Source organism: Microbacterium hibisci, assembly GCF_015278255.1.
GTDB lineage: Bacteria > Actinomycetota > Actinomycetes > Actinomycetales > Microbacteriaceae > Microbacterium > Microbacterium hibisci.
The window spans coordinates 44,606-66,175 of the sequence record NZ_JADIJC010000009.1 but is presented as its reverse complement, the minus strand read 5'-3'; the positions used below and the strand labels follow the sequence as shown (position 1 = coordinate 66,175).

Genomic DNA, 21,570 nt, shown 5'->3' with positions numbered 1-21,570 from the left:
CCTCAATCCGGGTGGGCAGCTCGCTCAGCGGCGCAGCACGCGGCGGGCGAGGGCGTTGCCGACGAACTGCACGAGCTGGACGATCACGATGATGACCAGCACCGCCGCCCACGTCACCCACGGGTTGAACTGCTTGAAGCCGTAGACGATCGCGAATTCGCCGAGACCACCGGCGGCGACGGCACCGGCGATGGCCGTCATGTCGACCAGCGCGACGACGATGAAGGTGTAGCCCAGGATGAGCGGGCCGAGGGCCTCGCGGGGGAGGAGACGCAGCAGGATCCGTGACCGGCTCGCTCCCGTCGCGCGGGCTGCCTCGATCACGCCGGGCCGCACCGTCAGCAGGTTCTGCTCGACGATGCGGCTGATCGCGAAGAGGGAGGCGATGGTGATCGCGAAGATGCCGAACTCGGGGCCGATGCCCGGGATGCCGAGGCTGCGGGCGATCGGCTGCACCGCCGCGAGCAGGATCACGAACGGGATGGGCCGGAAGAAGTTCACGATGACGTTGAGCGTCCCGAACAGGAACCGGTTCGGGAAGAGGCTGCCGGGGCGCGTGGCGTAGAGCGCGAGGCCGACGAACAGCCCCGCGATGCCGCCGAAGACGAGGCTCAGCGACACCACGTACAGCGTCTCGGCCGTGGCGGCCCACAGCTCGGGGAGGAGATCGAGGAGCCTATCCACGGACGTCCTCCTCGATGAGCGGCGCGAACGCCGATGCGGCCCGGATCGCCTGCTGCACGGCATCCGCCTCTCCGGTCAGCGCCAGCGTGAGGTGCCCGAAGACACGACCTCCGATGTCGTTGATGCCGCCGTGCACGAGCTCGAACCGCACGCCGTGCGACGACAGCGCGGCGAACACGTCGGCCTGGGTCACATTGCCGTCGCGGACGGAGAAGGTGACGATGCGTCCGGGGTGGCGGTCGTGCAGGGTCCGCAGCTGGTCGCCGACCGGCACGTCCTCGATGATGCTCGCCACGAACCGCCGCGTGGCGGGGTGCTGCGGCGCCGACAACACGTCGAAGACGTCGCCGCTCTCGATGATGCGGCCGTGCTCCATCACGATGACGCGGTCGGCCAGCGTGCGGATGACGTCCATCTCGTGCGTGATCACCAGGATCGTGACGCCGAGTTCGCGGTTGATGCGCTGGAGCAGGCCCAGCACCTCCTGCGTCGTGTCGGGGTCGAGAGCGCTGGTGGCCTCGTCCGCGAGGAGGATGCGAGGGCTCGTGGCGAGCGCGCGGGCGATGCCGACGCGCTGCTTCTGCCCGCCGGACAGCTGCTCGGGGTAGTTGCGCGCCTTGTCGGAGAGTCCGACGAACCGCAGCAGCTCGTCGACCCTGGCGGCGATCTCGGCCCGGGGCCGTCGGGCCACTTCCAGCGGATACGCGACGTTCCCCGCGACCGTGCGCGAGTCGAACAGGTTGAACTGCTGGAAGATCATGCCGATGTCGCCCCGCAGCTCGCGCAGCTCGCGCTCGCGCAGGTTCGTCACGTCGCGCCCGTCGATCTCGACGGTGCCGGCGGTCGGCGTCTCGAGGGCGTTGACGAGGCGCAGGACGGTGCTCTTGCCAGCCCCCGAGTAGCCGATGATGCCGCACACCTCGCCGGCGGCGATGTCGATCGAGACGTCGTCGACGGCGAGGACGGGGGAGCCGCCCTTGCCTGACGGCGGAAAGGTCTTGGTCACGCCGGTGAGGCGGATGAGGGTCATTCGATGCTCCTGGGCGGAACGCGCGTGTGCGGCCCGTGCGCGCGAAGCGCGACGGACCGCACAGCCGGGTGCCGCGGTGTGGCGGGTCTTACGAGTCGGCGCGGATGTCGTCCTCGACGTCCTTCAGGGACGTCAGCAGGTCGTCGACGGGCGTCTTGACGAGCACGGCGGTCCCGCCCGACACGTCGAGGACGCCGTCCTGCACCGCCTGGGTGTTCTGGTAGATCTCGACGAGCTTGAGGTACGTCGGGTTGTCGGCGTCCTCGGCCTTGGCCGCGAAGATGTTGATGTACGGGAAGGCCGACGGGTCGGCAGGGTCGTCCTGCGCGAGCAGCTCGTCCTCGGTCAGGCCCGACTTCGTGACGAAGTCGTTGTTGACGACGGCGCCCGCGAAGTCGGGCAGCGACGAGGCGGTGAAGTCCGCGGCGACGGCCTCGACGCGCACCTTCGACTCGTCCTCGATGACCTCGGCCGGTGTCGAGAAGGCCGAGCCGCCGTCCTCGAGCTCGATGAGGCCCGCGGACTGGAGCACGAGCAGGGCGCGTGCGCCGTTGGACTCGTCGTTGGGGATCGCGATCGTCGAGCCCTCGGGGATGTCGTCGACCGAGTCGTACTGGGTGGAGTAGAGGCCGAGCGGGTAGATCGCCGTGGCGCCGATCGGCTGCAGATCGTCGCCGCTCTGCACGTTGTACGTGGCGAGGTAGATGATGTGCTGGAACTGGTTGAGGTCCAGCTCGCCCGCCGACAGTGCGGGGTTGGGCTGCGAGTACTCGCTGAAGTCCACGAGCTCGACCTCGATGCCCTCCTCGGCGGCGGCCTCGGTGTAGGTCTCCCAGTAGGGGTCGCCGGCGCCGACGACGCCGATGCGGACGACCTCGTTCTCTGCGGCCGAGCCGGAGGCGTCGGCATCCGCTCCGCCACCGGCGCAGCCGGCGAGGAGGAGAGCGAGGGGAAGGGCGAGCGCTGCGGCGGCGGTGAGCTTCTTCGGTGTGGACATGTGCGTGCTCCTGTGGATCGAGGTCCGTCTCGGCTTGTGACCGCGCACACGATCCACGGACCGCGCACGCTTCGTCGCGGACCGCGTACGAACCTACGTGGGCGGCAGGGGCATCTCGAACCGAGGCGTAACACGTCGACACCGAGTCGCGACGGCAGCGGCATCGGGTGCCGCGGTGCGAGTCGGATGCGCCGTGTTCGCGAGCACTCTCGAGACCCTGTAAGATCGTTGCTTGTGCATCGCGCAAGCGAAGCGCGCCACCTTAGCTCAGTCGGCAGAGCGATTCACTCGTAATGAATAGGTCAAGGGTTCGATTCCCTTAGGTGGCTCCACATCCTCTGATCGGGCGACGGTATCGCCTCGATGTCGGCGCGCGGTGCACGTCGGCAACGGACCGCGCTCTTCGGTGATCTCCGCATTGCTCGACCCGCGATCGGGCCCGGTGCACGCGGGCAGCCATGCGCAATCGAGGGGTGGACGGTCAGTCCGCCCACCCCTCGATCAGGTCAGCTCACTCGCTGTCGGTGTGACCGTGGTCGTGACCGTGGTCATCTCCGCCCAGCGGGCCGGCGAAGGTGTGCTCCGGTCCGGCCGGTGCGGGCACCGGGAAGTTGCCCGGGATCTTGACACCCGCCACGCCGTTGACGCTCTCCGTCGAAGCCGCGTAGGTCGAGACGGCGAACGCGACCGCATCCGAGTTGACCTCGAGCGCGTGCTGGCTGTAGTTCGCGATCGTGTCGCACGCCTGGTGGTAGCACGGGTCGAACCACGCTCCCGCGGTGCCGCCCCAGATCGCCGCCTGCTGGGCGGTCTTGACCTGCTCGGCACCGGTGAAGAGGCCGCCGGAGGGGATGCCCGCAGCGATGAAGGCCGAGTAGTCGCTGCGTCCGCTGAACGCCGAGTCGTCGTAGGGCTCGTCGAGCAGGGTATAGAACTCCTCGAAGGTCTGCTCGATGTCGACGGACCCTTCCGGAACGACCACAGGCGCGACGAAGCTCGACTCGTTCGCGTCGTACACGCCGAAGTAGTAGTTCGGCGAGCCGATCATGTCGAAGTTGAGGTAGAGGGCGATCTCCTCGAGTTCGGCGGGGGTGCGCTGCGCGACCCACTGCGTGGACCCGATGAGTCCCAGCTCCTCCGCGCCCCACCATGCGAAGCGCACCGTGTTCTGCGGCGTGGTCTTGGCCATCTGCTGAGCCACCTCGAGCAGCGCGGCCGAGCCGCTGCCGTTGTCGTTGATGCCCGGTCCTGCCGGCACCGAGTCGAGGTGCGCACCTGCCATCACGACGTTGGAGTCGTTGGTGCCCGCCAGCTCGCCGATCACGTTGGCCGAGGTCACCTCGAAGAAGTCGACCTTGACCTGCGCTGTGGAACCAGGCACTGCCAGCGCCACACCGGCTGCGAACGTCGTGCCCACGACCGGGATCGAGGCCTCGAACGGGGCCAGGGTGGGATTCACCGCACCGAACCGGTCGCCTGCGCCGATGGAGTCGCCCTGGTTGAACAGGACGACGGCCTCGGCACCCGCTGCCTGCGCGTTCTGCGCCTTCACGATGAATCCGCAGGTGCCGCGCTGGATGAGGGCGATGTCGTCCGGTCCGGCGAAGAGCGCCGCGTCGAAGTCGGTGGCCTCGCAGCCGCTGGAGTTGACGCGGTCTCCCGTGAGCACGATGTCGACGGGGATCACGTTGCCCGTGACATCGCCCTCGCCCGTCCCGGTCGCGTCGTTGGCTTCGTAGGTGGCGGTGACAGGGGCTGTCTGCTTGAGGACGACCTCCGCGGCCTCATATGTGAACGGCACAACATCGGCCGACCATCCCGCGTCTTCGAGCACGCCGACGACGTAATCCACGCTGGCGTCGTAACCGGGCGTCTGGTCGGCACGGGTCCCGCCGTTCGCGTCGGCGATGGCCTGGAACTGCGCCATGTGCTCGACGACTCCGTCGACTCGCACGCACTCCAGGAGCTTCTGCTGAGTGTTGTTGGTGCGGGAGTCACAGCCGTTCTGGGCGGGCGCGGCGGCGCTCGGAGCTGCGGCGATGAGCGTCATGCTCACCATCGCTCCCACGGCTGCCACGGCGCCGACCGTGCGTTTCGTGCTCTTGACGCGTTCCAGGGTGGTGGATTTGTTCACGACGGGCTCCTTTGCCTATCTCTGCGGTGCGATGCTCTTGTGGGCACCGACGAGAACGACGGTAGTCCGGATCGGCTCGATCGCCTAGCGTTCGCGCGCACACAGCATGCTCGACTGTGCGATCGCCACGGCGGGATCCGGCCGACGCGGTTGGCGCGACTGTTCGCCTTCGCTAGACTCGGTGAGTAACCGGTTTCCCAGCCTCCCTCCGTCTCATCACCACGGATCGGGGGCCGAAGGAGGATCAATGAAGATCGACGACCCACGCACCCGTCGTGTGATCATCAATTCCGACGTGAAGAACGAGGCCGACGACCAGTTCGCGGTCGTGCACGCGCTGCTGTCGCCGAGTCTCGACATCCGCGGGATCATCCCCGCGCACTTCGGGTCGGGGCGTTCGCAGCGCTCGATGCTCGACTCCCGCGAGGAGCTCGACCACCTCATCACCCTGCTGGGCGGCAGCGATGTGACGATCGCCAACGGCGCCGCCGACCCGCTGCCCGACGAGGCGACTCCGGTCGACAGTCCCGGGGCGCAGCTGATCATCGAGGAGGCGCGGCGAACGGATGCCGGGCCGCTCTTCATCGGCTTTCTCGGCCCGCTCACCGATATGGCCAGCGCGCTGCTGCTGGCGCCCGACATCGCCGAGAGCGACACCACCGTGATCTGGATCGGCGGCCCACCGTACGGCGACCGCGAGTGGCGCGGGACGTGGCCGGAGTTCAACCTGCGCAACGACATCCCCGCCGCCAACGTCGTGTTCGGCTCCGGCATCGACATCTGGCAGGTGCCGTCGAACATCTACAGGCTGGCGAGCGTGAGCTATGCCGAGCTGCGTCGCCGGGTCGAGCCGTGCGGGGAGCTGGGTCGGTACCTCGCGCAGACGGTGGTCGACTTCAACACCGCGCACCACCGCGTACCGGTCGAGTCGCGGTCGCTCGGCGACTCGCCGGCGATCGCGCTGATGCTCGACCCGTGGTGCGCCTCGTTCCGCCGCCAGAGCCCCGTCTCGTTCACCCCGGACGGGCACTGCGTCCCGTCGGAGAAGGGCGGCGACGTGCTCGTGGTGGACCAGATCGACGTGCGCTTCTTCCTCGAGGACATGTTCGCCAAGCTCGCCGAGTTCGCCGAGGCGGAGGCGGAGCGATGACGCGACGACTGCGAGTCGGCGTCATCGGCGCGCACGGGTACGGACGCAGGCATATCGACCGAGTGCTCACGCGCGGCGACGAACTGGAGCTGGTCGCGGTTGCTGATCCGCGCGGCGGAGGAGACCTGCCGGAGGGGGTGCGGGTCTTCACGGAAGCGTCGGCCATGTTCGAGGCGACCGAGGTCGACCTCGCCGTCGTCAGCACCCCCATCCCGTACCACGCCGATCTCGCCGTGCTCTCGTTGGAAGCCGGCGCGCACGTCCTCCTCGAGAAGCCGCCGGTGGTCTCGACGGCGGAACACGGTCGAGTGGATGCCGCGGCCCGGGCCGCCGGCCGCTCGGTCCAGGTCGGCTTCCAATCGCTGGCGAGCACAGGGGTCCCCGCCGCGCGCGAGCTCATCGCGTCGGGCGGACTCGGCGAGCTCCACCACATCGGCGTTGTCGGGTTGTGGTCCCGCTCGGAGGAGTACTGGCGTCGCAGTCCGTGGGCCGGGCGGCGTCGCCTGCCGGACGGTCGGGTGAGTGCCGACGGCGCCGCGACCAATCCGCTGAGTCATGCGATCGCGACGGCGCTCGCGATCGCCGGTGCGGCGGAATCGGGCGATGTGCGCGACGTCCGCACCGATATGCGGCGGGCGAACGACATCGACACCGACGATACGTCTTCGCTCGTGATCGAGCTGACCTCGGGCACTCGGATCGCGGCGGCTCTGAGCGTCACCGCTCCGCTGCAGCAGGAGCCCTACGTCCTGCTCCGGGGATCGGGGGGTCACGCGCTCTACTTCTACACGCGCGACCTGTTGCAGGTGCACCCCGGCGGCGCTCCCGTTCCGCGCACGTACGCGTTCGAGCGGTCGGATCTGCTGGACGAGATGGTCGCGCACATCCGCCGCGGCGCGCCGCTGTCGGTCCCACTCGCGACGACCGGCGCGTTCACGCGGGTGCTGGAAGCGATCGTGGCCTCGCCCGAGCCCGTGAGGATCTCACCCGAGCACATCGACGTCGTCGAGCGGGGCGGTGAGGTCTTCCGCGTGGTGCGCGGCATCGAGGAGCTGGTCGAGCGAGCGGCGTGGGAAGGCCGGACGTTCGCAGAGGCGGGGGTGTCCTGGTGAACGACGCGAACTCGCAGCCCTCGATCGGTCCCGCCCCTTCCCTTGGCCTCGGCGAGCGGACGCGTGTGGTCGTCACGACTGACATCGGCGGAACGGATCCCGACGACTTCCAGTCGATGGTCCATCTGCTGCTCTACGCCGACATGCTCGACATCGAAGGGCTGATCTCGTCACCGTACGGGAACGGGCGTGCGGCCGACATCCACGCCGTGATCGACGCCTATGCCGAGGATCTGCGCAACCTGCGGACGCATCGCCCGACGTACCCCGACGCTGATCAGCTCCGCGCCGTGGTGGCGCAAGGGGCTCTCGAGCTTCCGCCCGACGGCGGTGTCTCAGACGCGACCGAGGGTTCGGAGCTGCTCGTCCGCGCTGCGCGTCGTGAAGATCCGCGGCCACTTCATGTGCTCGCGTGGGGCGGGCTCGAAGACATCGCGCAAGCCCTGCACGATGCGCCCGATATCGCCGGCCGGGTCCGCATCCACTGGGTCGGCGGGCCGAACAAGACGATGGGGGTGGACGCCTATCACTACCTCGAGCAGAACCATCGCGACCTGTCGTTCATCGAGTCCAATTCGACGTACCTCGGGTTCTTCCGGGCCGGCGAGGGGACGCTGGCGCCGAAGGAGTTCATCGCCGCTCACGCGGAGGGCCGGGGCGCGCTCGGGGAGTTCTTCGCCGGTCAGCACTGGTACGCGAAGATGGGCGACACGCCCACGGTGACCTGGGTGCTGGGCGGTGCGCAGCGTCCGGATCAGGACAGCTGGGGAGGCCGGTTCGTTCGGATCTGGGATGGTCGCCACTCGGTGCTGCGGCACCCCGCTCACGCCGATGCCGATGTCGTCGAGAACTACGGCGTGGTCGAGCTCCTGGTGGAAGCCCCCGGCGACCTCCCGGCCGATCACGTGACCGACCTCATGTTCGACAATCGCGTGCAGGGGCCGTTCTCGCCTGCGGTCCGCGTGGACGAGTCGACGCTGCGATTCCGCTTCGCCCCCCGCGACTACCGGCGGATGCCGTACCTCATCCGCAGCACGCACCCCGGCCTGGACGGCATCACCGGGTCGTTCACGAGCGCGCCGCCGCCACCCGAGCGCTGGAAGCATCCTTCCGACGCCTACGCGGACTGGTGGTGCGACGATCAGCGCGCCGACCTGGCCGAGGGAGGCATGCCCGGGACCGGCACGCTGAGCCCGTGGCGCACCGCGGCGATGGCCGACTTCGCCCAGCGGCTGGAGTGGTGCCGCAGCGCGGCTGAGCTGCCCGTGCCTGGCGCGTGAACCGCCGTGCCGCACCCCCGTATCGCTTGGACAGGAACCGGTTTCTCGGCTAGCGTGAAGCGTATGTCACTCGTCGACGACGCGAGCCTGTACCGCAACCCGATCATCGACGCCGATGTGCCGGATCCCGACGCCATCCGCGTAGGCGACCGCTTCTATCTCGTCGCGTCGAGCTTCCACCGCGCCCCGGGCCTGCCGGTCTTCGTCTCCGACGATCTCGTGGAGTGGGACCGCATCGGGTACGCGCTGGTGCGCAACGAGCCCGCGGAATGGTTTGCGCTCCCTCGGCGCGGGGGTGGCGTCTGGGCGCCGTCGATCCGGCACCATGACGGGCTCTTCCACGTCGTCTACCCAGACCCCGACCAGGGGGTGTTCGTCGTCAGCGCGGAGGATCCCGCCGGCCCGTGGTCGCCGCCGCGACTGCTGCTCAGTGGGCTGGGCGTCATCGATCCCTGCCCGCTCTGGGATGAGGACGGTCGCACGTATCTCGTGCACGGTTGGGCGCGCTCGCGCTCCGGGCGGAAGAACGTGCTCACCGTCATCCCCGTCGATGCCGGACTGATCACGACGACCGGTCCGGCCGTCGACGTCATCGACGGCGATCGGCTCGACGGCTTCACGACGCTCGAGGGGCCGAAGTTCTACCGCCGCGACGGCGAGTACTGGATCTTCGCCCCGGCCGGCGGGGTGGCTACCGGGTGGCAGACGGTCTTCCGCTCCCGCGATCCGTTCGGGCCTTACGAGCACCGGATCGTCCTGTCGCAGGGCGACACCGCGGTCAACGGCCCTCATCAGGGTGCGTGGGTGGACGACGGCGAGGGTGGCGACTGGTTCCTGCATTTCCAGGATCGCGGGGTGTACGGCCGGGTGCTGCACCTGCAGCCCATGGCGTGGGGCGAGGACGGGTGGCCCGTCATGGGTGAAGCCGTCGCCGGCGGCCCGGCGCAGCCCGTGCTGCAGCATCCGTCACCCCGTGGGGGACGCCAGGGGCTGCGAACGCTCGCGCGACCCGATGACTTCGCCGGCGGCGTGCCGAGCGTGAATTGGCAATGGGAGGCGAATCCGGATGCCGAGGCCGTCGTCCTGCCGGATGCGAAGGCGGGCGACACGCGGGGGATGCTGCTGCGCGGCAGCCCGGACGGAGGCGACCTGCGCGCGTTGCCGCGGGTGCTCTCGCAGGCGCTGCCCGGTCGGTCGTCGACGGCGAGCGTCGACGTCGCCCTCGTCGACGCCGAGCGCGGTGCTCGCGCGGGCATCGCCGTGCTCGGGCGGGCCTATGTGTGGGCCGGGCTCCGCCGGGTCGAGCAGGGCGTCGAGGCGGTCGTCGCCGTCCGCGACCAGGACGACCCGCACGAGCGGGTGATCGCCCGCACCCCCGTTGACGCGGCGGAGGCTCGGGTGACCCTGGAGACGGATGCCGGCGCCGGCGTGTCTGCGAGCGTCGACACGGGGAGTGCCAGGATCGTGGTGGACCCGCAGTTCCAGGCGGTCGAGGGGCACTGGGTGGGGGCGGCGGTCTCGCTCTTCGCGGCGCATCCGCACGGAGCGGTCGAGACGATCGCGCGTTTCGAGGACTTCGATATCACGACGGGGGAGGGGTGACGATGACCGGCAGACGCGCGCGCACGACACCGACTCGCGAGACCACGATCAACGACATCGCCAAGGCCGCCGGTGTGTCCAAGGCGACGGTGTCGCGAGTGCTCAACGGCGTGCCGACGGTGAATCCCGAGATCGCGCAGATGGTTCGCGGAGTCATCGACGAACTCGGCTACACCCCCAGCCAGACGGCGCGGTCGCTCTCGCTGGGCGTCAGCCGTACCGTCGGGGTGCTGGTCCCGGACCTCGGCAACCCCATGTTCCACCAGGTGCTGCACGGGTTCAATCAGGCGGCGGCGCGCGACGGTTATCACGTCGTCGTGTCGGACTCGTTCGAGAAGGCCGAAGCCGAGCCCGAGCTCGCCCGCGATCTGCGGGACCGCACGGATGCGGTGGCGCTCTTCTCGCCGCGCATGACCCGCCCGGACCTGCTCGCGCTCCTGCCGCGGGTGGCCCCCGTCGCCGTCTTCAACCGGACGACCGGCAAGAACGCGGGGTCGGTGCTCATCGACTATCACGAGGGCGTCATCGTGCTCGCCCGCCACCTCATCTCACTCGGGCATCGGCGGATCGCCTATCTCGCGGGTCCTGCGTACGCGCGTGCGAACTGGGAGCGCGAGCGGGGACTCGCCGAGATCCGCGAGGCAGAGACCGAGGTCGAGATCATCGAGGTGCCGTGCGGGCACTCGTTCGAGGACGGATACGGGGCATGGCCGGCGTTGCGCGACACGGGAGCGACCGCGGTGATCGCGTACAACGACGTCGTCGCACTGGGGCTGCTCGGGCGCCTGTCGGAAGAAGGAGTCTCGGTGCCTGATCAGCTGGCGGTGGCGGGCTTCGACGACATCCCGTTCTCTCGCTATTCGTCACCGTCGCTGACCACGATGACCGCGGGCCTCAGCGCCATCGGCGAGCAGATCTGGCGCGTGCTGCGCGCCGAGATGACGGCGGAGCCGCTGCGCGAGCCGATCATGTTCTCGCCCGAGCTCGCCTCGCGTGCGAGCACGAGGGCGCCGCGATGACGACACGACTGATCGGGGCGGGTGCGGCGGCGGTCGAGCAGCACGAGGGGGCCGATCTGCGCCGCAGCTTCTCTCCGCGCCCGTTCGTCACGGCGACGACCCCGTCCGGCACCCCGGTGACGCAGGTGTCGCCGGGCGACCATCTCCATCACCTCGGCGCGAGCCTCGCCCTGCCGGATGTCGAGGGCACGTCGTTCTGGGGCGGCCGAACCTACCGGAGCGGACACGGCTCGGTCATGCTCGACAACCACGGCGCGCAGCTCGTCGAGGAGCAGGACACCCGGCCCGGGCACCTGTGGCAGCGCATCGCGTGGCTCGACCCGCGGGGCCGTCGGCTCCTGGACGAGACGCGACTGATCACGGCGCACGACGAGACCGGGAGCTGGAACGTCGGGTGGACGTCGCGCCTGACCGCGGCATCCGACGAAGTGACGTTCGGCAGCCCGCAGACCAACGGGCGCGCAGGAGCCTTCTACGGGGGGATCTTCTGGCGCACCCCCTTCACCCGCGCACGGGTGACGACGGCGGACGGCGAAGGCATCGATGCCGCGCACGGCTCGCGCTCGACGTGGCTGGCGATCGAGTCGCCCGCTGCGTCGCTCGTGGCCGCCACGACGACGTCGATGCCCTGGTTCGTGCGCACCCAAGGCTACGTCGGCTTCCTGCCGGCGGTCGCGGTCACCGAGCGCCGACGGCTCGTGCCCGGTGAGCCGCTGCTGCTGGATCTCGCCGTCTCCATCTCGGATGAGCAGCACCGCGATCCGGCCGGCGTCGCGTCCCGGCTGCTCGCGCACCTGCGGGCGGCGGCACCGGAGGCGGCCGGGGCGACGGCATGAGCGGTGCGCTGCGGGAGTTCGTCGCGCGCGCCCACGCCGCGGGTATCGCCCTCCACACGCTCGACGTGAGCATCGATGGGGAGACCGTCGTTCGTCACGCGCTCCCGCCGTTCGGTGCCGACGTCCCCCACCGGCTCTACTCGGTGTCGAAGTCCGTCACCGCGCTGGCCGTGCTGCTGCTCGTGGACGAGGGGCGGCTGCGGCTCGACGCTCCGATCGCGACCTACTTCCCCGAGATGGGGCCGATCCACCCCTGGCTCGCCGCGACCCGCCTCGACGACATGCTGGCGATGACCGGACCGCACAGCCGGACCACGTTCGGCGACACCGGCGATTGGCTGAGATCGTACTTCTGCACGCGGCCGACCCATCGCCCGGGGACGCTGTTCACATACGACACGAGCGCGTCGTACACACTCGCCGCGCTCGTCGAGCGATGCACCGGGGCGCCGCTGCTCGATTACCTGGGCCCGCGGGTGCTCGAGCCCCTCGGGATCGGTGCCGGCGCGCGGTTCCTCACCGGCCCCGACGGCTTCAGTCACGGCGGCTCGGGCCTCATCGCCGCGCCGGGGGACCTCGTGCGCCTGGGCGAGACGCTCAACGGCGCCGGCCGCTACCGGGGTGCGCGCGTGCTGCCCGAGCGCGTCGTGCGGCAGCTGCTCGAGCGTCGCTCCGACCCGGGCATGCAGACGTGGGGCGCGCCGTTCCGCGCAGGCTACGGGCGGCAGGTGTGGCTGCCACGCCAGGGCGCATGGCTCATGTTCGGCCTCGGCGGGCAGATCGTCTACGGCGAGCCGGCGCGGTCGCTGGTCGCGGTCGTCACCGCCGACACGACGGCCCTGACCGGGGGCGATCAGCGGCTCATCGAGATGCTGCTGAGCGCACTCGACAGCGACGACCTGGATGATCCCGGTGAGATCGACCCGCCGCTCGCTCCGCACGACCCCGCACATGCCCGGTCGGTGAGCGGGGTGTTCGAGGCGATCACGGGGGAGGGCGCTCCCGAACGGGTTGCGCTCGCGCTCGACGCGACGGGCGGCGAGGTGCGGTGGGCGGAACTTGCGCCCTTGAGGTTCTCCACGGAAGCTCCCGCCGCCGTGGAGACGGCACTCGGCGCAGGCGTCATCGGGGCCGGGTGGTCCTGCCCCGGCGTTCTGGACGTGCGGCTGTCCGCGGCATCCGACGACATCTCGTCCGTGCGCCTGCGCATCGTGGCGACCGACGACGACGTGGTGACGGTGCAGTCGCTGGGGTCCGGTCCGGAGATCGGCGCCGAGTGGACGTGGCTGGGCAGCTACCGCCCGGCGAGCACCCGCGGGTCGGTCAGCAGCCCGTTCGCCGCCAGCCCGGCGTAGACGAGTTCGGCGACCAGCACCGCACCGTCCGCACGGAGGTGGGTGTCGTCCTGCTGACCGTCAGGGTAGGCGGCCCAGGTGCCGGGGTCGAGCCACATGAACGCCCGCTTGCTGTCTTCGGGCCCTTGGCGCTGCCACAGCACCGCGGTCTCGGCGGTCAGGTCGATGAGCGGAACCTGCTCGAGCCGTGCGATTGCCCTGGCCTGATCGGGATAGCGCCCGTGCGTGGGTCGCAGCCGGCCGTCGACGAAGTGGCGACGCTCGATCGGGGTCAAGAGCACGGGCGTCGCCCCGCGCGCACGCCCGGTGGCGACGAATCGCCGCAGGTTCGCGGGGAAGGTCACCTCCGGATCGCTGAAGCGCTCGCCCTCCTTGCCGTCGTTGTGCCCGAAGCACACGAGCAGGAGGTCGCCCCCGCGAACGTCTTCCAGGGCGCCGTCGAGCAGACCGGTGGCGATGAAGCTGCGCGTGGACGCTCCCGGGCGGGCGTGGTTGATCACCTCGAGATCGTCGCGTGCACCGAGCGCCTGTCCCCAGCCGGCCAGGGGTGCGCGGTCGACCGGGTAGTCGGCGGCCGTGGAGTCGCCGGTCACGATGAGTCGCATGGATCAGCCCTTCACGGAACCGATCAGAGCGCCCTTGACGAAGTAGCGCTGGACGAACGGGTAGACCAGGAGCATGGGCAGCGTGGCGACGAAGATCACGGCCATGCGCACGGACTGGGCGGGCGGCACGATGTCGACCGCGGTCTCGTCGGCATTCATGCCGCTCGCGACGATCACGATCTGGCGCAGCAGCACCTGGATCGGCCACAGTTCGGACTTGTTGATGTACAGGATCGCGCTCTGATAGGTGTTCCAGTAGTAGACCGCGTAGAACAGGCCGATGGTGGCGATCGAGGCCATCGACAGCGGCAGCACGATCCGCCAGAAGACGCCGAGCTCCGAGCAGCCGTCGATGCGCGCCGATTCCTCCAGGCTCTCGGGGATGCCCTGGAAGAAGCTTCGCATGATGATGAAGTTGAACGCGTTGATCGCGACCGGGATGGTCAGCGACCACAGGGTGTCCATCATTCCGAGATTCTTGACGACGATGAATGTCGGGATCATGCCGCCCGAGAACAGGATCGTGAACAGCACCAGGAAGTTGATCACCCGGCGCCCCTTGAGGTACTTCTTCGAGAGCGCGTAGGCCATCAGTGTGGTGAGCACCAGGCTGATCATCGTGCCGCCGATGGTCACCACCGCGGAGACACCCAGTGCCCGGAAGATCGTCGGCGTGGAGAAGATGTACCGATAGGCGTCGAGGGTGAACGTCTCCGGCCAGAGGATGAACGCCCGCGTGGCGAGTTCGCCGGGGGTCGCGAGGGAGCTCGCGAGCACGTTGACGAAGGGCAGCACGCACAGCAGCGCGAACGCCGACAGGATCAGGCCGTTGACGACGATGAACACCCGCCGGCCGGGCGTGATGCGCCGTCGCCGGCGCGCCTGCTGGCGGATACGGATCGGGATCGTCGCGTCGTCGAGACGAGGTGAGGTGGTCATGGCGTCCTCCGGGGTGTGGGCTTCCGAACTGCGAACAGCGCGGCTGCGACGAAGAAGAAGAAGGCGATCGGGTACAGCAGCAGCTGCGTCCCCAGCAGGCAGGCGATGCCGGCGCCGGCGAACCACCAGCCGGTCGCGCGGCTGCGCGGGCGGTGGTGCGCGAAGAAGACCCCGACCGCCCACAGCAGTGCGACGAGAACGAGTGCGTAGCCGAACCACGCGGCCAGCGTGTTGAGGGCGACGTCGGCTTCGGCCGCCGAGATCTGGACGCCGTTGTCGCGCAGCGCGGGGACCACGCCGGTGAGGAGGGTCTCTTCGTCGCTGCGGGTGATGAGCATCGCGAAGCCGCCCTGCAGCACTACGGCACCGGCCAGGCCGATGCTCGCGAAGGTGATCTCGGCGCGGCGGCGGAACGGAGCGGCCTTCGCTTCGGCCTGCGGGGAATCGGTCATGAGCGTCACTCCGGCAGCCCACCCTGCACGAGGACGTCCGCCGTGCCGTCGGCGACGAGCGCGGGTCCGGTCGACCCGACGACGCGGAGCCCCGACACGCGCATGCGCGAGACGAACTGCGCGTGCACGCCCTCGGCCGCCATCGCCGGCACGCCGTCGGCCATCGCGGGGACGACGGGGGTGGCACCGGGTGCGAACGACACGACGAAGTCGTCGAGCGTGAGGTCCTCGAGCGGAGCCTCGGGCAGGCCGGCGACCCAGGCCGCGCAGGACTGCACGTTCGTCGCGGTGATATGCGCGAGGTGGATGCCGCGGAACTGCGGCGTGCCCGCGCCGACCGGCTGCGGATCGCGGTCGGACACGATCGGCAGCTTGCCTTCCGGACCGCAGAAGTAGAACGGGTTGACGACGAGCGGGCACATCACGGCATCCATGACGATGTTGCTCACCCGCACGTCGGCGACCGTCCCGCCGCGGCCGCGGCGGGACTTGATGCGGATGCCGCGATCGGTTCCTTGGAAGACGCAGTTGGAGATGACGACGCCGCGCACGCCGCCGCTCATCTCGCTGCCGATGACGACACCGCCGTGGCCGTGCACCATCGTGCAGTTCGTGATGGTGATGTTCTCGCACGGGACACGATCGAGCGACAGCTCGCTGCCCGCCTTGATCGCGATGCAGTCGTCTCCGACGTCGATGTGGCAGTCGCTGATGCGGACGTTGCGGCACGACTCGGGGTTGATCCCGTCGGTGTTGGGGGAGTCGGGAGGATTGAGGATCCGGATGCCGGTGATCCGCACGTCCTCGCAGAGGAGGGGGTGCACGGTCCACGCGGGGGAGTCCCGCAGCGTCACGCCCGAGATCTCGACGCCACGGCACTCGTGCAGCCCGATGAGCGTCGGCCGGGGGAAGGCGAGGACGTCGCGACGCATCGCATCCCACCACCACGCGCCGCTGCCCTCGATACGGCCGCGCCCGGTGATCGCGACGTCGGTCTCGCCGCGCGCGTAGATGCACGGCGAGTGGATGGTCGTCGCCGCGCCCTCCCAGCGCGCGCCGATGGGCGGGTAGAGGGCGGGATCGGGGATGAAACGCAGCACCGCCCCCGCCTCGAGGTGGAGCTCCACGCGGGAGCGCAGGCGCAGAGCACCGGTCTCGTGCACGCCCGGGGCGATCGTCACACGACCGCCGCCGGCATCCGCGGCATCGTCGATGGCGGCCTGAAGGGCCCCCGTCGTGTGCTGCACGCGGCGAGCACCGTTAAGTGTCGAGATGCTCTGCACCTGCGTCCCCGTCATGTCAGTTGTTCTCGGCGTACGAGGCGGTGAACTCCTCGATGATGGTGTCGAGGCCCTGGCCGCGCAGCTTCTCGATCGCGTCCTCGTAGCCGTCCATGTCGAGCTGACCGACCATGTACTTGTTGTACGCGTCGTTGGCGCCCTGCAGGATGGTCGTCCAGCTGCGGTCGTACTCTTCGGACGACAGCGGCAGCGCGACGTTGATGACGGCGTACTCGGTGTTCTCGGCCATCTTCTCGTTGCCCTCGTCGACGTACGGCGTCGTGCTCTTGAAGGTCACGACGTTGTCGGACGGGCGGGACGAGGAGTACGGCTGCACTTCCTGCTCCCACTTCGTCTGGTCGGTGATCGTCAGCACGTCGTCGGCGTCGACGGTGTAGTGCTCGCCCTCGATGCCGTTGGTCATCACGACGAAGGGCTCGTCGTCGAGCAGCTTGTCGACGAAGGCCAGCATGGACTTCAGCTCCGCCTCGTCCTTGACCTTCGTCTTCGACATCGTGAACCAGCCGCCGAAGCCGCCGTTGGTGTCGGACAGGATGCGGCGGGGCACATCCTCGTACGTGATGTCGTTGACCAGCGCCCAGGCCATGGGGGTGTCGGGGTTGGCGCTCGTGGCGAGGTTCATGTAGTTCCGCGCCTCGAAGAGGCCCGTCACCACGATGCCGCCCTTGCCCTGTGCGATGGCGTCCTGCTGGTTGGACTTCTGCATCGTGACGAACTCGCCGTTGACGGCGCCCTGCTCGTAGAGGTCGCGGTACCACTCCATCGCCTCCTTGAAGGCGTCGGTCTGGAATGACGGGACGACCTCGTCGTCCTCGTTGACCTCGAAGACGTTGCCGGCCCCGAAGTAGCCCGACAGCGACTTGAAGCCGACCTGGAAGCTCTCGGCTCGGTCGATGAACCCGGTGGTGTCATCCACGCCGTTGCCGTCGGGGTCGTCGTTCGTGAAGGCGAGCGCGACCTCCGACAGCTCCTCGATGGTGTGCGGCACCTCCAGCCCCAGGTTGTCGAGCCAGTCCTGGCGCACCAGGACGCCGTATCGCGCGACCGGCTTCTGGATCGGCACGCCGTACAGCTTCCCGCCGACCCGCGCCGAGGCGATGGTCTGCTCGTTGATCTCGGCGAGGTTCGGGTACTCCTCGAGGTACTGCTCGACATCCCAGAACTGCCCGGACTTCATGGCCTGACGCACCGCGGTGTTGGCGGGGTTGTTCAGGAGGGTGATGTCGGCGAGCGAGTCGGAGGCCAGCGCGGCGCTCATCTTGTCGTCCGACGAGGCGGCGGGCACCCACTGGAATTCCAGCTTGGTCCCGGTGTACTCCTCGAGTGCGGTCTGCACGGGACCGCCGGCCTCCGGCGTCGTCGGCGTGTGGAGCACCGTCATCCAGGTGATGCTCTCCGGCGTCTCGCTGCCGCTCCCGCTGCCGCTGTCGGCAGGGTCGCCGCCCGAACTGCCGCAGCCTGCCAGCGCAAGCGATACGACGGCGACGGAAGCGACGGCGATTCCGAGCCTGGTGTGCTGCCTCATTGTGATGTTCCTCTCGCAAGGTGGACGTGGACGCGCGAGGTCTCGCGTGCCCTGGGGGGTGAGGTCTGGGTGGGGACGGCCGCCGCGGGCGCGGCATCCGCTCGTCCGCCGTCTTCGTCGGCCGCCTCTGCGGCGAGCTGGCCGAAGACGATGCGGGTGACGACGCCGACGGCCGTCGCGGGGATGCCGACGCCGAACAGCACGAGCAGCGGCGCGGCGAAGGCGGCGAGCAGCCAGACGGTCGCCGCCACCGCGGCGCCGGCGATGATCGTCCAGTGCAGGGAGCCGAAGCCGAGGAGCGCCGCGGCGGCGATCTGGCGGTGGATGCCGCGCACCTCGGTGGCGGCCATCACCGGGAACACGTACGCGGCGATGATCGCGATGACGACAAGAGCGAGTACGTTCGCGAACTGCAGCATCCAGCTGGACGCGGCGAAGATGTTCGTGATGACGACGGCGGCGGCCCCGAGTAGGATCCAGCCGACCGCCGCGCTCCGCCAGTACTGCGTTCGCAGGTGCGCGATGAAGGTGCGGGTCACGGGCGGGGTCTCGCCGAATCGGAACCACCGGTCGACGTAGGCGGCGACGGCGTAGGACGCCGGTCCGATGCCGAAGATCACCAGGCCGAGTGCCGTCGCGGCGATCCAGAGCAGGTTGAGGTACGCCATGCGATAGACGCCCCGGAGGAACATGCTGATGCGGACGAAGCCCTCGAAGGAGAACATCAGAACACGCCCTCCTCGCCGAACTTCTTCGCGAGGCGATTGGCGCCGATGACCAGGATCAGTCCCACGAGGCCCTTGAACAGGCCGACGGCCGTCGCGTAGCTCAGCTGCCCGTTCTGGATGCCGGCGGTGTACACGTACGTGTCGAAGATCTCGCCGACCTCGCGGTTGAGCGAGTTGAGCATGAGGAACATGTGCTCGAAGCCCAGCTCGAGGAAGTCGCCGATCGCCAGGATGAACATCACGATGATCGTCGGGCGGATGGCGGGCAGCGTGATGTGCCAGCTCTGCCGCCAGCGTCCCGCGCCGTCGATCTCGGCAGCCTCGTACAGCTGCATGTCGACCGCCGTCATCGCCGCGAGGTAGATGATCGTGCCCCAGCCGGCGCCCTTCCAGATCTCCTGCATGACGTACAGCGGGCGCAGCCAGGCGGGGTCGGTGAGGAACGGGATCGGCTCGAGGCCCCACGATACGAGGAGGTTGTTGATGCCTCCGCCGTCGGTCGTCAGCAAGACGTAGAACAGCGATACGACGATCACCCACGACATGAAGTGCGGCAGGTAGATCACCGTCTGGATGCTCCGCTGGAAGAACTTCAGGCGGAGCTCGTTCAGCATCAGCGCGAGGATGATCGGCACCGGGAAGGAGAAGATCAGCAGCAGCAGCGAGAGGACGATGGTGTTCGTCATCAGCAGCGGGAAGGCGTCTTGGGTGAAGAAGCGGATGAAGTGCTCGAAGCCCACCCAGGGACTGCCGAAGATGCCGAGGAACGCCGAGTAGTCCTGGAAGGCGATCACCAGGCCGCCCATCGGCACGTACTTGAAGATGAGGAAGTAGATGATGCCGGGCAGCGCCATCAGGTACAGCGCCCGGTGCCGCCAGATCTGCTGCCACCACGTGCGCTTCCGCTCCGTCGGGGGGAGGGACTGGACGGCTTCCGTCTGCACCTGAGGCGCTGCCTCGAGCGCGGTCATGCGAGCGTCCGCATCTTCGCGAGAACCATGCGCATCGGTGTGTCACTTCCTGTGCTCGTCGTCGAGTTCGGGCGGGTCACGTGAGAAAACGTTCTCGGGTAACCGGTTTCTGACCCTACCACGCGACTTTGCCGGCGACAACCCGCGCCCGCGGATCGCACGTCGCGGGCCGTGCGTGGTGACGTCGGCGGGTGATGTCGAGCCCGCGACGGAAGTCGTGCCGGGGAATGCCTGTGCCGAGGCCGCTCAGGGCATCCGGTAGTGTGGGGACCACCCGGAAGCGGCCGCCACGGCGGCCGTTTTCTGTATGCGAAGGAGAGTGGTGCGGTGCCCCAGGCGATCGACGCCCTCGCCGAGATCTTCTCGTGGATCGGCTTCGGGCTGGGCGCCCTGCTCGCCGGCGTCGCCCTCGTCATGTACCTGTTCGACGGCACCTGGGTGCCGGTGCGCGCCGTCGTCGAGGACGCCGGCGACGGCAAGCTGGTCCGGTGGTTCGACGAGGACGGCGGGGTTGGCGAAGCCCGCCTCTCGCACGAGCAGGAGCATCACATCGGCGACGCCGACATGGCCGACATCTTCGTTCGTCGTGGCTCCCTCGATCGGATGCGGCTGACGCAGGGCTCGCCGGCCGTGCGGGCCGTCGCCTGGCTCGCCGTCGGGCTGCTGACGCTGGGTGCGGTCGCGCTGGTGACCTCGCTCGTGATGCTGTTCGTGCGCGGCTGAGCCCGCTCAGCCGCCGTCGCGGTACGACCCGGCGGCTGACGCCACGCCGCTTCGCCGCTGACGCGGCGCCGTCCGCCGGTCACGCCGGCGGCGCCGTCCGCGGTCACGCCGCGGCGAGCATCCCGACCGCGGTCACGCCGCGGCGAGCATCCCGCCCGCCGCGAGGGCGAGTGCCAGGCCGACCCACTGCACGACGGCGACACGCTCGCGGAGCACCACCGCGGCGAGCAGGATGGTGCCGGCGGGGTACAGGGCGGTGAGCGCCGAGACCACGGCGAGATCGCCGACCCGCAACGCCAGCAGCATCAGGGCGTTGGCGGCGGCGTCGGCGACGCCGCACGAGATCGCGAGCCACCACGCCCGTCGGCGGCTGAGGGCGGTCACCGCGGCGCCCGTCGCGACGTGTGGGTGATCCGCGCGGGCGCTCGGCGTCCCGCCGGGCGGCGGCGCCGCGACCTCGAGCACGGAACGCACCGGCGCGCCGCGTCGGACGGCGGCGATCGCGAGCGCGGCGAGGATGATGCCCGTGATGCACGTGCTCGTGGCGCGGCCGGCCAGCAGGGGCACGAGACCGCTCTCGCCGGAGGTCTGGTCGACGATGATCAGGAAGGTGCCGATCGCGAGCCCGGCGCCGATCGCCATGGCGAGCGCGCGGGCGGTGGGCCGGACGACCTTCTCTCCCGGCACGAACCCGACGAGCACCACCGCGACGAGGGCCACGCCCAGCCCGGCGTAGCCGACGGCGCCGAGGCTGTCGCCCTTGACCAGCAGCCCCCACATCATCGGCGCGACGGCCGAGACCACCGCGGTCAGCGGCGACAGGATGCTCATGGGGCCGACGGCCAGGCAGGCGTACAGAAGGGCGACGGCGACGACCCCGACCGCGCCCGCGAGTACGCCCCACGCCAGGTCGGAGGTGGTCCAGGAGCCGCCGATCAGGGGCTGGGCCAGCGCGAGCGCGACGAAGCCGGAGAGTGCCGCGACCGCGGTCACCACCAGAGAGCGCAGGCGCCGCGCGGCCAGGCCGCCGAGGAAGTCGGCCGATCCGTAGACGACCGCCCCGATGAGCGCGAGTGCAGCGGACATCATCGCGACCAGCATAGGCACTGTCAAGTGGGGCGGCCGAC

Annotated in this window: 20 protein-coding genes and 1 tRNA gene; 9 read left to right on the top strand and 12 right to left on the bottom strand. The window is 69.5% G+C overall.

The window, feature by feature from the left end:
* Positions 1-24: 24 nt before the first annotated feature.
* From IM770_RS15300 to IM770_RS15290, 3 genes are all read right to left on the bottom strand, one after another.
* Positions 25-684, bottom strand: coding sequence for a methionine ABC transporter permease (locus IM770_RS15300; RefSeq protein WP_203582021.1), 660 nt, complete (start codon positions 682-684; stop codon positions 25-27).
* Entirely contained in the window at positions 677-1,714 is a 1,038-nt protein-coding gene (locus tag IM770_RS15295) for a methionine ABC transporter ATP-binding protein (protein WP_203582020.1), read from the bottom strand. The genes IM770_RS15300 and IM770_RS15295 overlap by 8 nt, the downstream gene beginning before the upstream one ends.
* An 88-nt stretch (positions 1,715-1,802) precedes the next feature.
* Positions 1,803-2,711: a MetQ/NlpA family ABC transporter substrate-binding protein gene (locus tag IM770_RS15290; RefSeq protein ID WP_203582019.1), complete on the bottom strand. Its 909-nt coding sequence runs from the start codon at positions 2,709-2,711 to the stop codon at positions 1,803-1,805.
* Positions 2,712-2,967: 256 nt separating this feature from the next.
* Between IM770_RS15290 and IM770_RS15285 the strand changes: the two genes are divergently transcribed.
* Positions 2,968-3,043 (top strand) — tRNA-Thr (locus IM770_RS15285).
* A 179-nt stretch (positions 3,044-3,222) separates the two neighbouring features.
* On the opposite strand, the gene IM770_RS15280 is transcribed toward IM770_RS15285, so the two are convergent.
* On the bottom strand, positions 3,223-4,845 hold the full coding sequence (locus IM770_RS15280) for a M20/M25/M40 family metallo-hydrolase (protein WP_307785480.1): 1,623 nt from the start codon (positions 4,843-4,845) through the stop codon (positions 3,223-3,225).
* A gap of 247 nt (positions 4,846-5,092) precedes the next feature.
* Here IM770_RS15280 and IM770_RS15275 point away from each other — a divergent pair, with 247 nt between their 5' ends.
* The 7 genes from IM770_RS15275 to IM770_RS15245 all read left to right on the top strand — a co-directional run bounded on the left by IM770_RS15275 (position 5,093) and on the right by IM770_RS15245 (position 13,199).
* The gene (locus IM770_RS15275) at positions 5,093-5,995 is read left to right on the top strand and encodes a nucleoside hydrolase (RefSeq protein WP_203582018.1); all 903 of its coding nucleotides are present in this window, start codon (positions 5,093-5,095) and stop codon (positions 5,993-5,995) included.
* Complete coding sequence (locus tag IM770_RS15270) at positions 5,992-7,107, top strand: Gfo/Idh/MocA family protein (RefSeq protein WP_203582017.1); 1,116 nt, start codon at positions 5,992-5,994, stop codon at positions 7,105-7,107. The genes IM770_RS15275 and IM770_RS15270 overlap by 4 nt, the downstream gene beginning before the upstream one ends.
* The gene (locus tag IM770_RS15265; protein ID WP_203582016.1) at positions 7,104-8,387 is read left to right on the top strand and encodes a DUF1593 domain-containing protein; all 1,284 of its coding nucleotides are present in this window, start codon (positions 7,104-7,106) and stop codon (positions 8,385-8,387) included. Before IM770_RS15270 ends, IM770_RS15265 begins: the two co-directional genes overlap by 4 nt.
* A 63-nt stretch (positions 8,388-8,450) precedes the next feature.
* A complete protein-coding gene (locus IM770_RS15260; RefSeq protein WP_203582015.1) occupies positions 8,451-9,989 on the top strand; it encodes a glycoside hydrolase family 43 protein in 1,539 nt (512 codons plus the stop codon).
* A 2-nt stretch (positions 9,990-9,991) separates the two neighbouring features.
* Positions 9,992-11,008 (top strand): LacI family DNA-binding transcriptional regulator, encoded by a 1,017-nt coding sequence (locus tag IM770_RS15255; RefSeq protein ID WP_203582014.1) that lies wholly within the window; start codon positions 9,992-9,994, stop codon positions 11,006-11,008.
* Complete coding sequence (locus IM770_RS15250; RefSeq protein WP_203582013.1) at positions 11,005-11,844, top strand: DUF6807 family protein; 840 nt, start codon at positions 11,005-11,007, stop codon at positions 11,842-11,844. The genes IM770_RS15255 and IM770_RS15250 overlap by 4 nt, the downstream gene beginning before the upstream one ends.
* Positions 11,841-13,199, top strand: a complete 1,359-nt coding sequence (locus IM770_RS15245; protein WP_203582012.1) for a serine hydrolase domain-containing protein — start codon at positions 11,841-11,843, stop codon at positions 13,197-13,199. Before IM770_RS15250 ends, IM770_RS15245 begins: the two co-directional genes overlap by 4 nt.
* Here the strand turns inward: IM770_RS15245 and IM770_RS15240 are convergent.
* From IM770_RS15240 to IM770_RS15210, 7 genes are read right to left on the bottom strand one after another with little or no spacing between them, the layout of a single operon-like run.
* Complete coding sequence (locus tag IM770_RS15240) at positions 13,139-13,804, bottom strand: rhamnogalacturonan acetylesterase (protein WP_203582011.1); 666 nt, start codon at positions 13,802-13,804, stop codon at positions 13,139-13,141. The two genes, IM770_RS15245 and IM770_RS15240, sit on opposite strands and share 61 nt — an antisense overlap.
* 3 nt (positions 13,805-13,807) lie before the next feature.
* A complete protein-coding gene (locus IM770_RS15235) occupies positions 13,808-14,743 on the bottom strand; it encodes a carbohydrate ABC transporter permease (protein WP_203582010.1) in 936 nt (311 codons plus the stop codon).
* Positions 14,740-15,195, bottom strand: a complete 456-nt coding sequence (locus IM770_RS15230) for a hypothetical protein (RefSeq protein ID WP_203582009.1) — start codon at positions 15,193-15,195, stop codon at positions 14,740-14,742. Before IM770_RS15230 ends, IM770_RS15235 begins: the two co-directional genes overlap by 4 nt.
* Before the next feature lie 5 nt (positions 15,196-15,200).
* The gene (locus IM770_RS15225; protein WP_203582008.1) at positions 15,201-16,493 is read right to left on the bottom strand and encodes a glycoside hydrolase family 28 protein; all 1,293 of its coding nucleotides are present in this window, start codon (positions 16,491-16,493) and stop codon (positions 15,201-15,203) included.
* A 1-nt stretch (position 16,494) separates the two neighbouring features.
* Positions 16,495-18,021, bottom strand: a complete 1,527-nt coding sequence (locus IM770_RS15220) for an extracellular solute-binding protein (protein WP_203582007.1) — start codon at positions 18,019-18,021, stop codon at positions 16,495-16,497.
* Positions 18,018-18,746, bottom strand: coding sequence for a YesL family protein (locus IM770_RS15215; protein ID WP_203582006.1), 729 nt, complete (start codon positions 18,744-18,746; stop codon positions 18,018-18,020). The genes IM770_RS15220 and IM770_RS15215 overlap by 4 nt, the downstream gene beginning before the upstream one ends.
* Entirely contained in the window at positions 18,746-19,720 is a 975-nt protein-coding gene (locus IM770_RS15210; protein WP_203582005.1) for an ABC transporter permease, read from the bottom strand. Before IM770_RS15210 ends, IM770_RS15215 begins: the two co-directional genes overlap by 1 nt.
* A 327-nt stretch (positions 19,721-20,047) precedes the next feature.
* On the opposite strand from IM770_RS15210, the gene IM770_RS15205 reads away from it, so the two are divergent.
* Entirely contained in the window at positions 20,048-20,443 is a 396-nt protein-coding gene (locus IM770_RS15205; protein WP_203582004.1) for a hypothetical protein, read from the top strand.
* Positions 20,444-20,575: 132 nt separating this feature from the next.
* Here IM770_RS15205 and IM770_RS15200 read toward each other — a convergent pair whose 3' ends face one another.
* A complete protein-coding gene (locus IM770_RS15200) occupies positions 20,576-21,532 on the bottom strand; it encodes an EamA family transporter (protein ID WP_203582003.1) in 957 nt (318 codons plus the stop codon).
* Positions 21,533-21,570 lie beyond the last annotated feature (38 nt).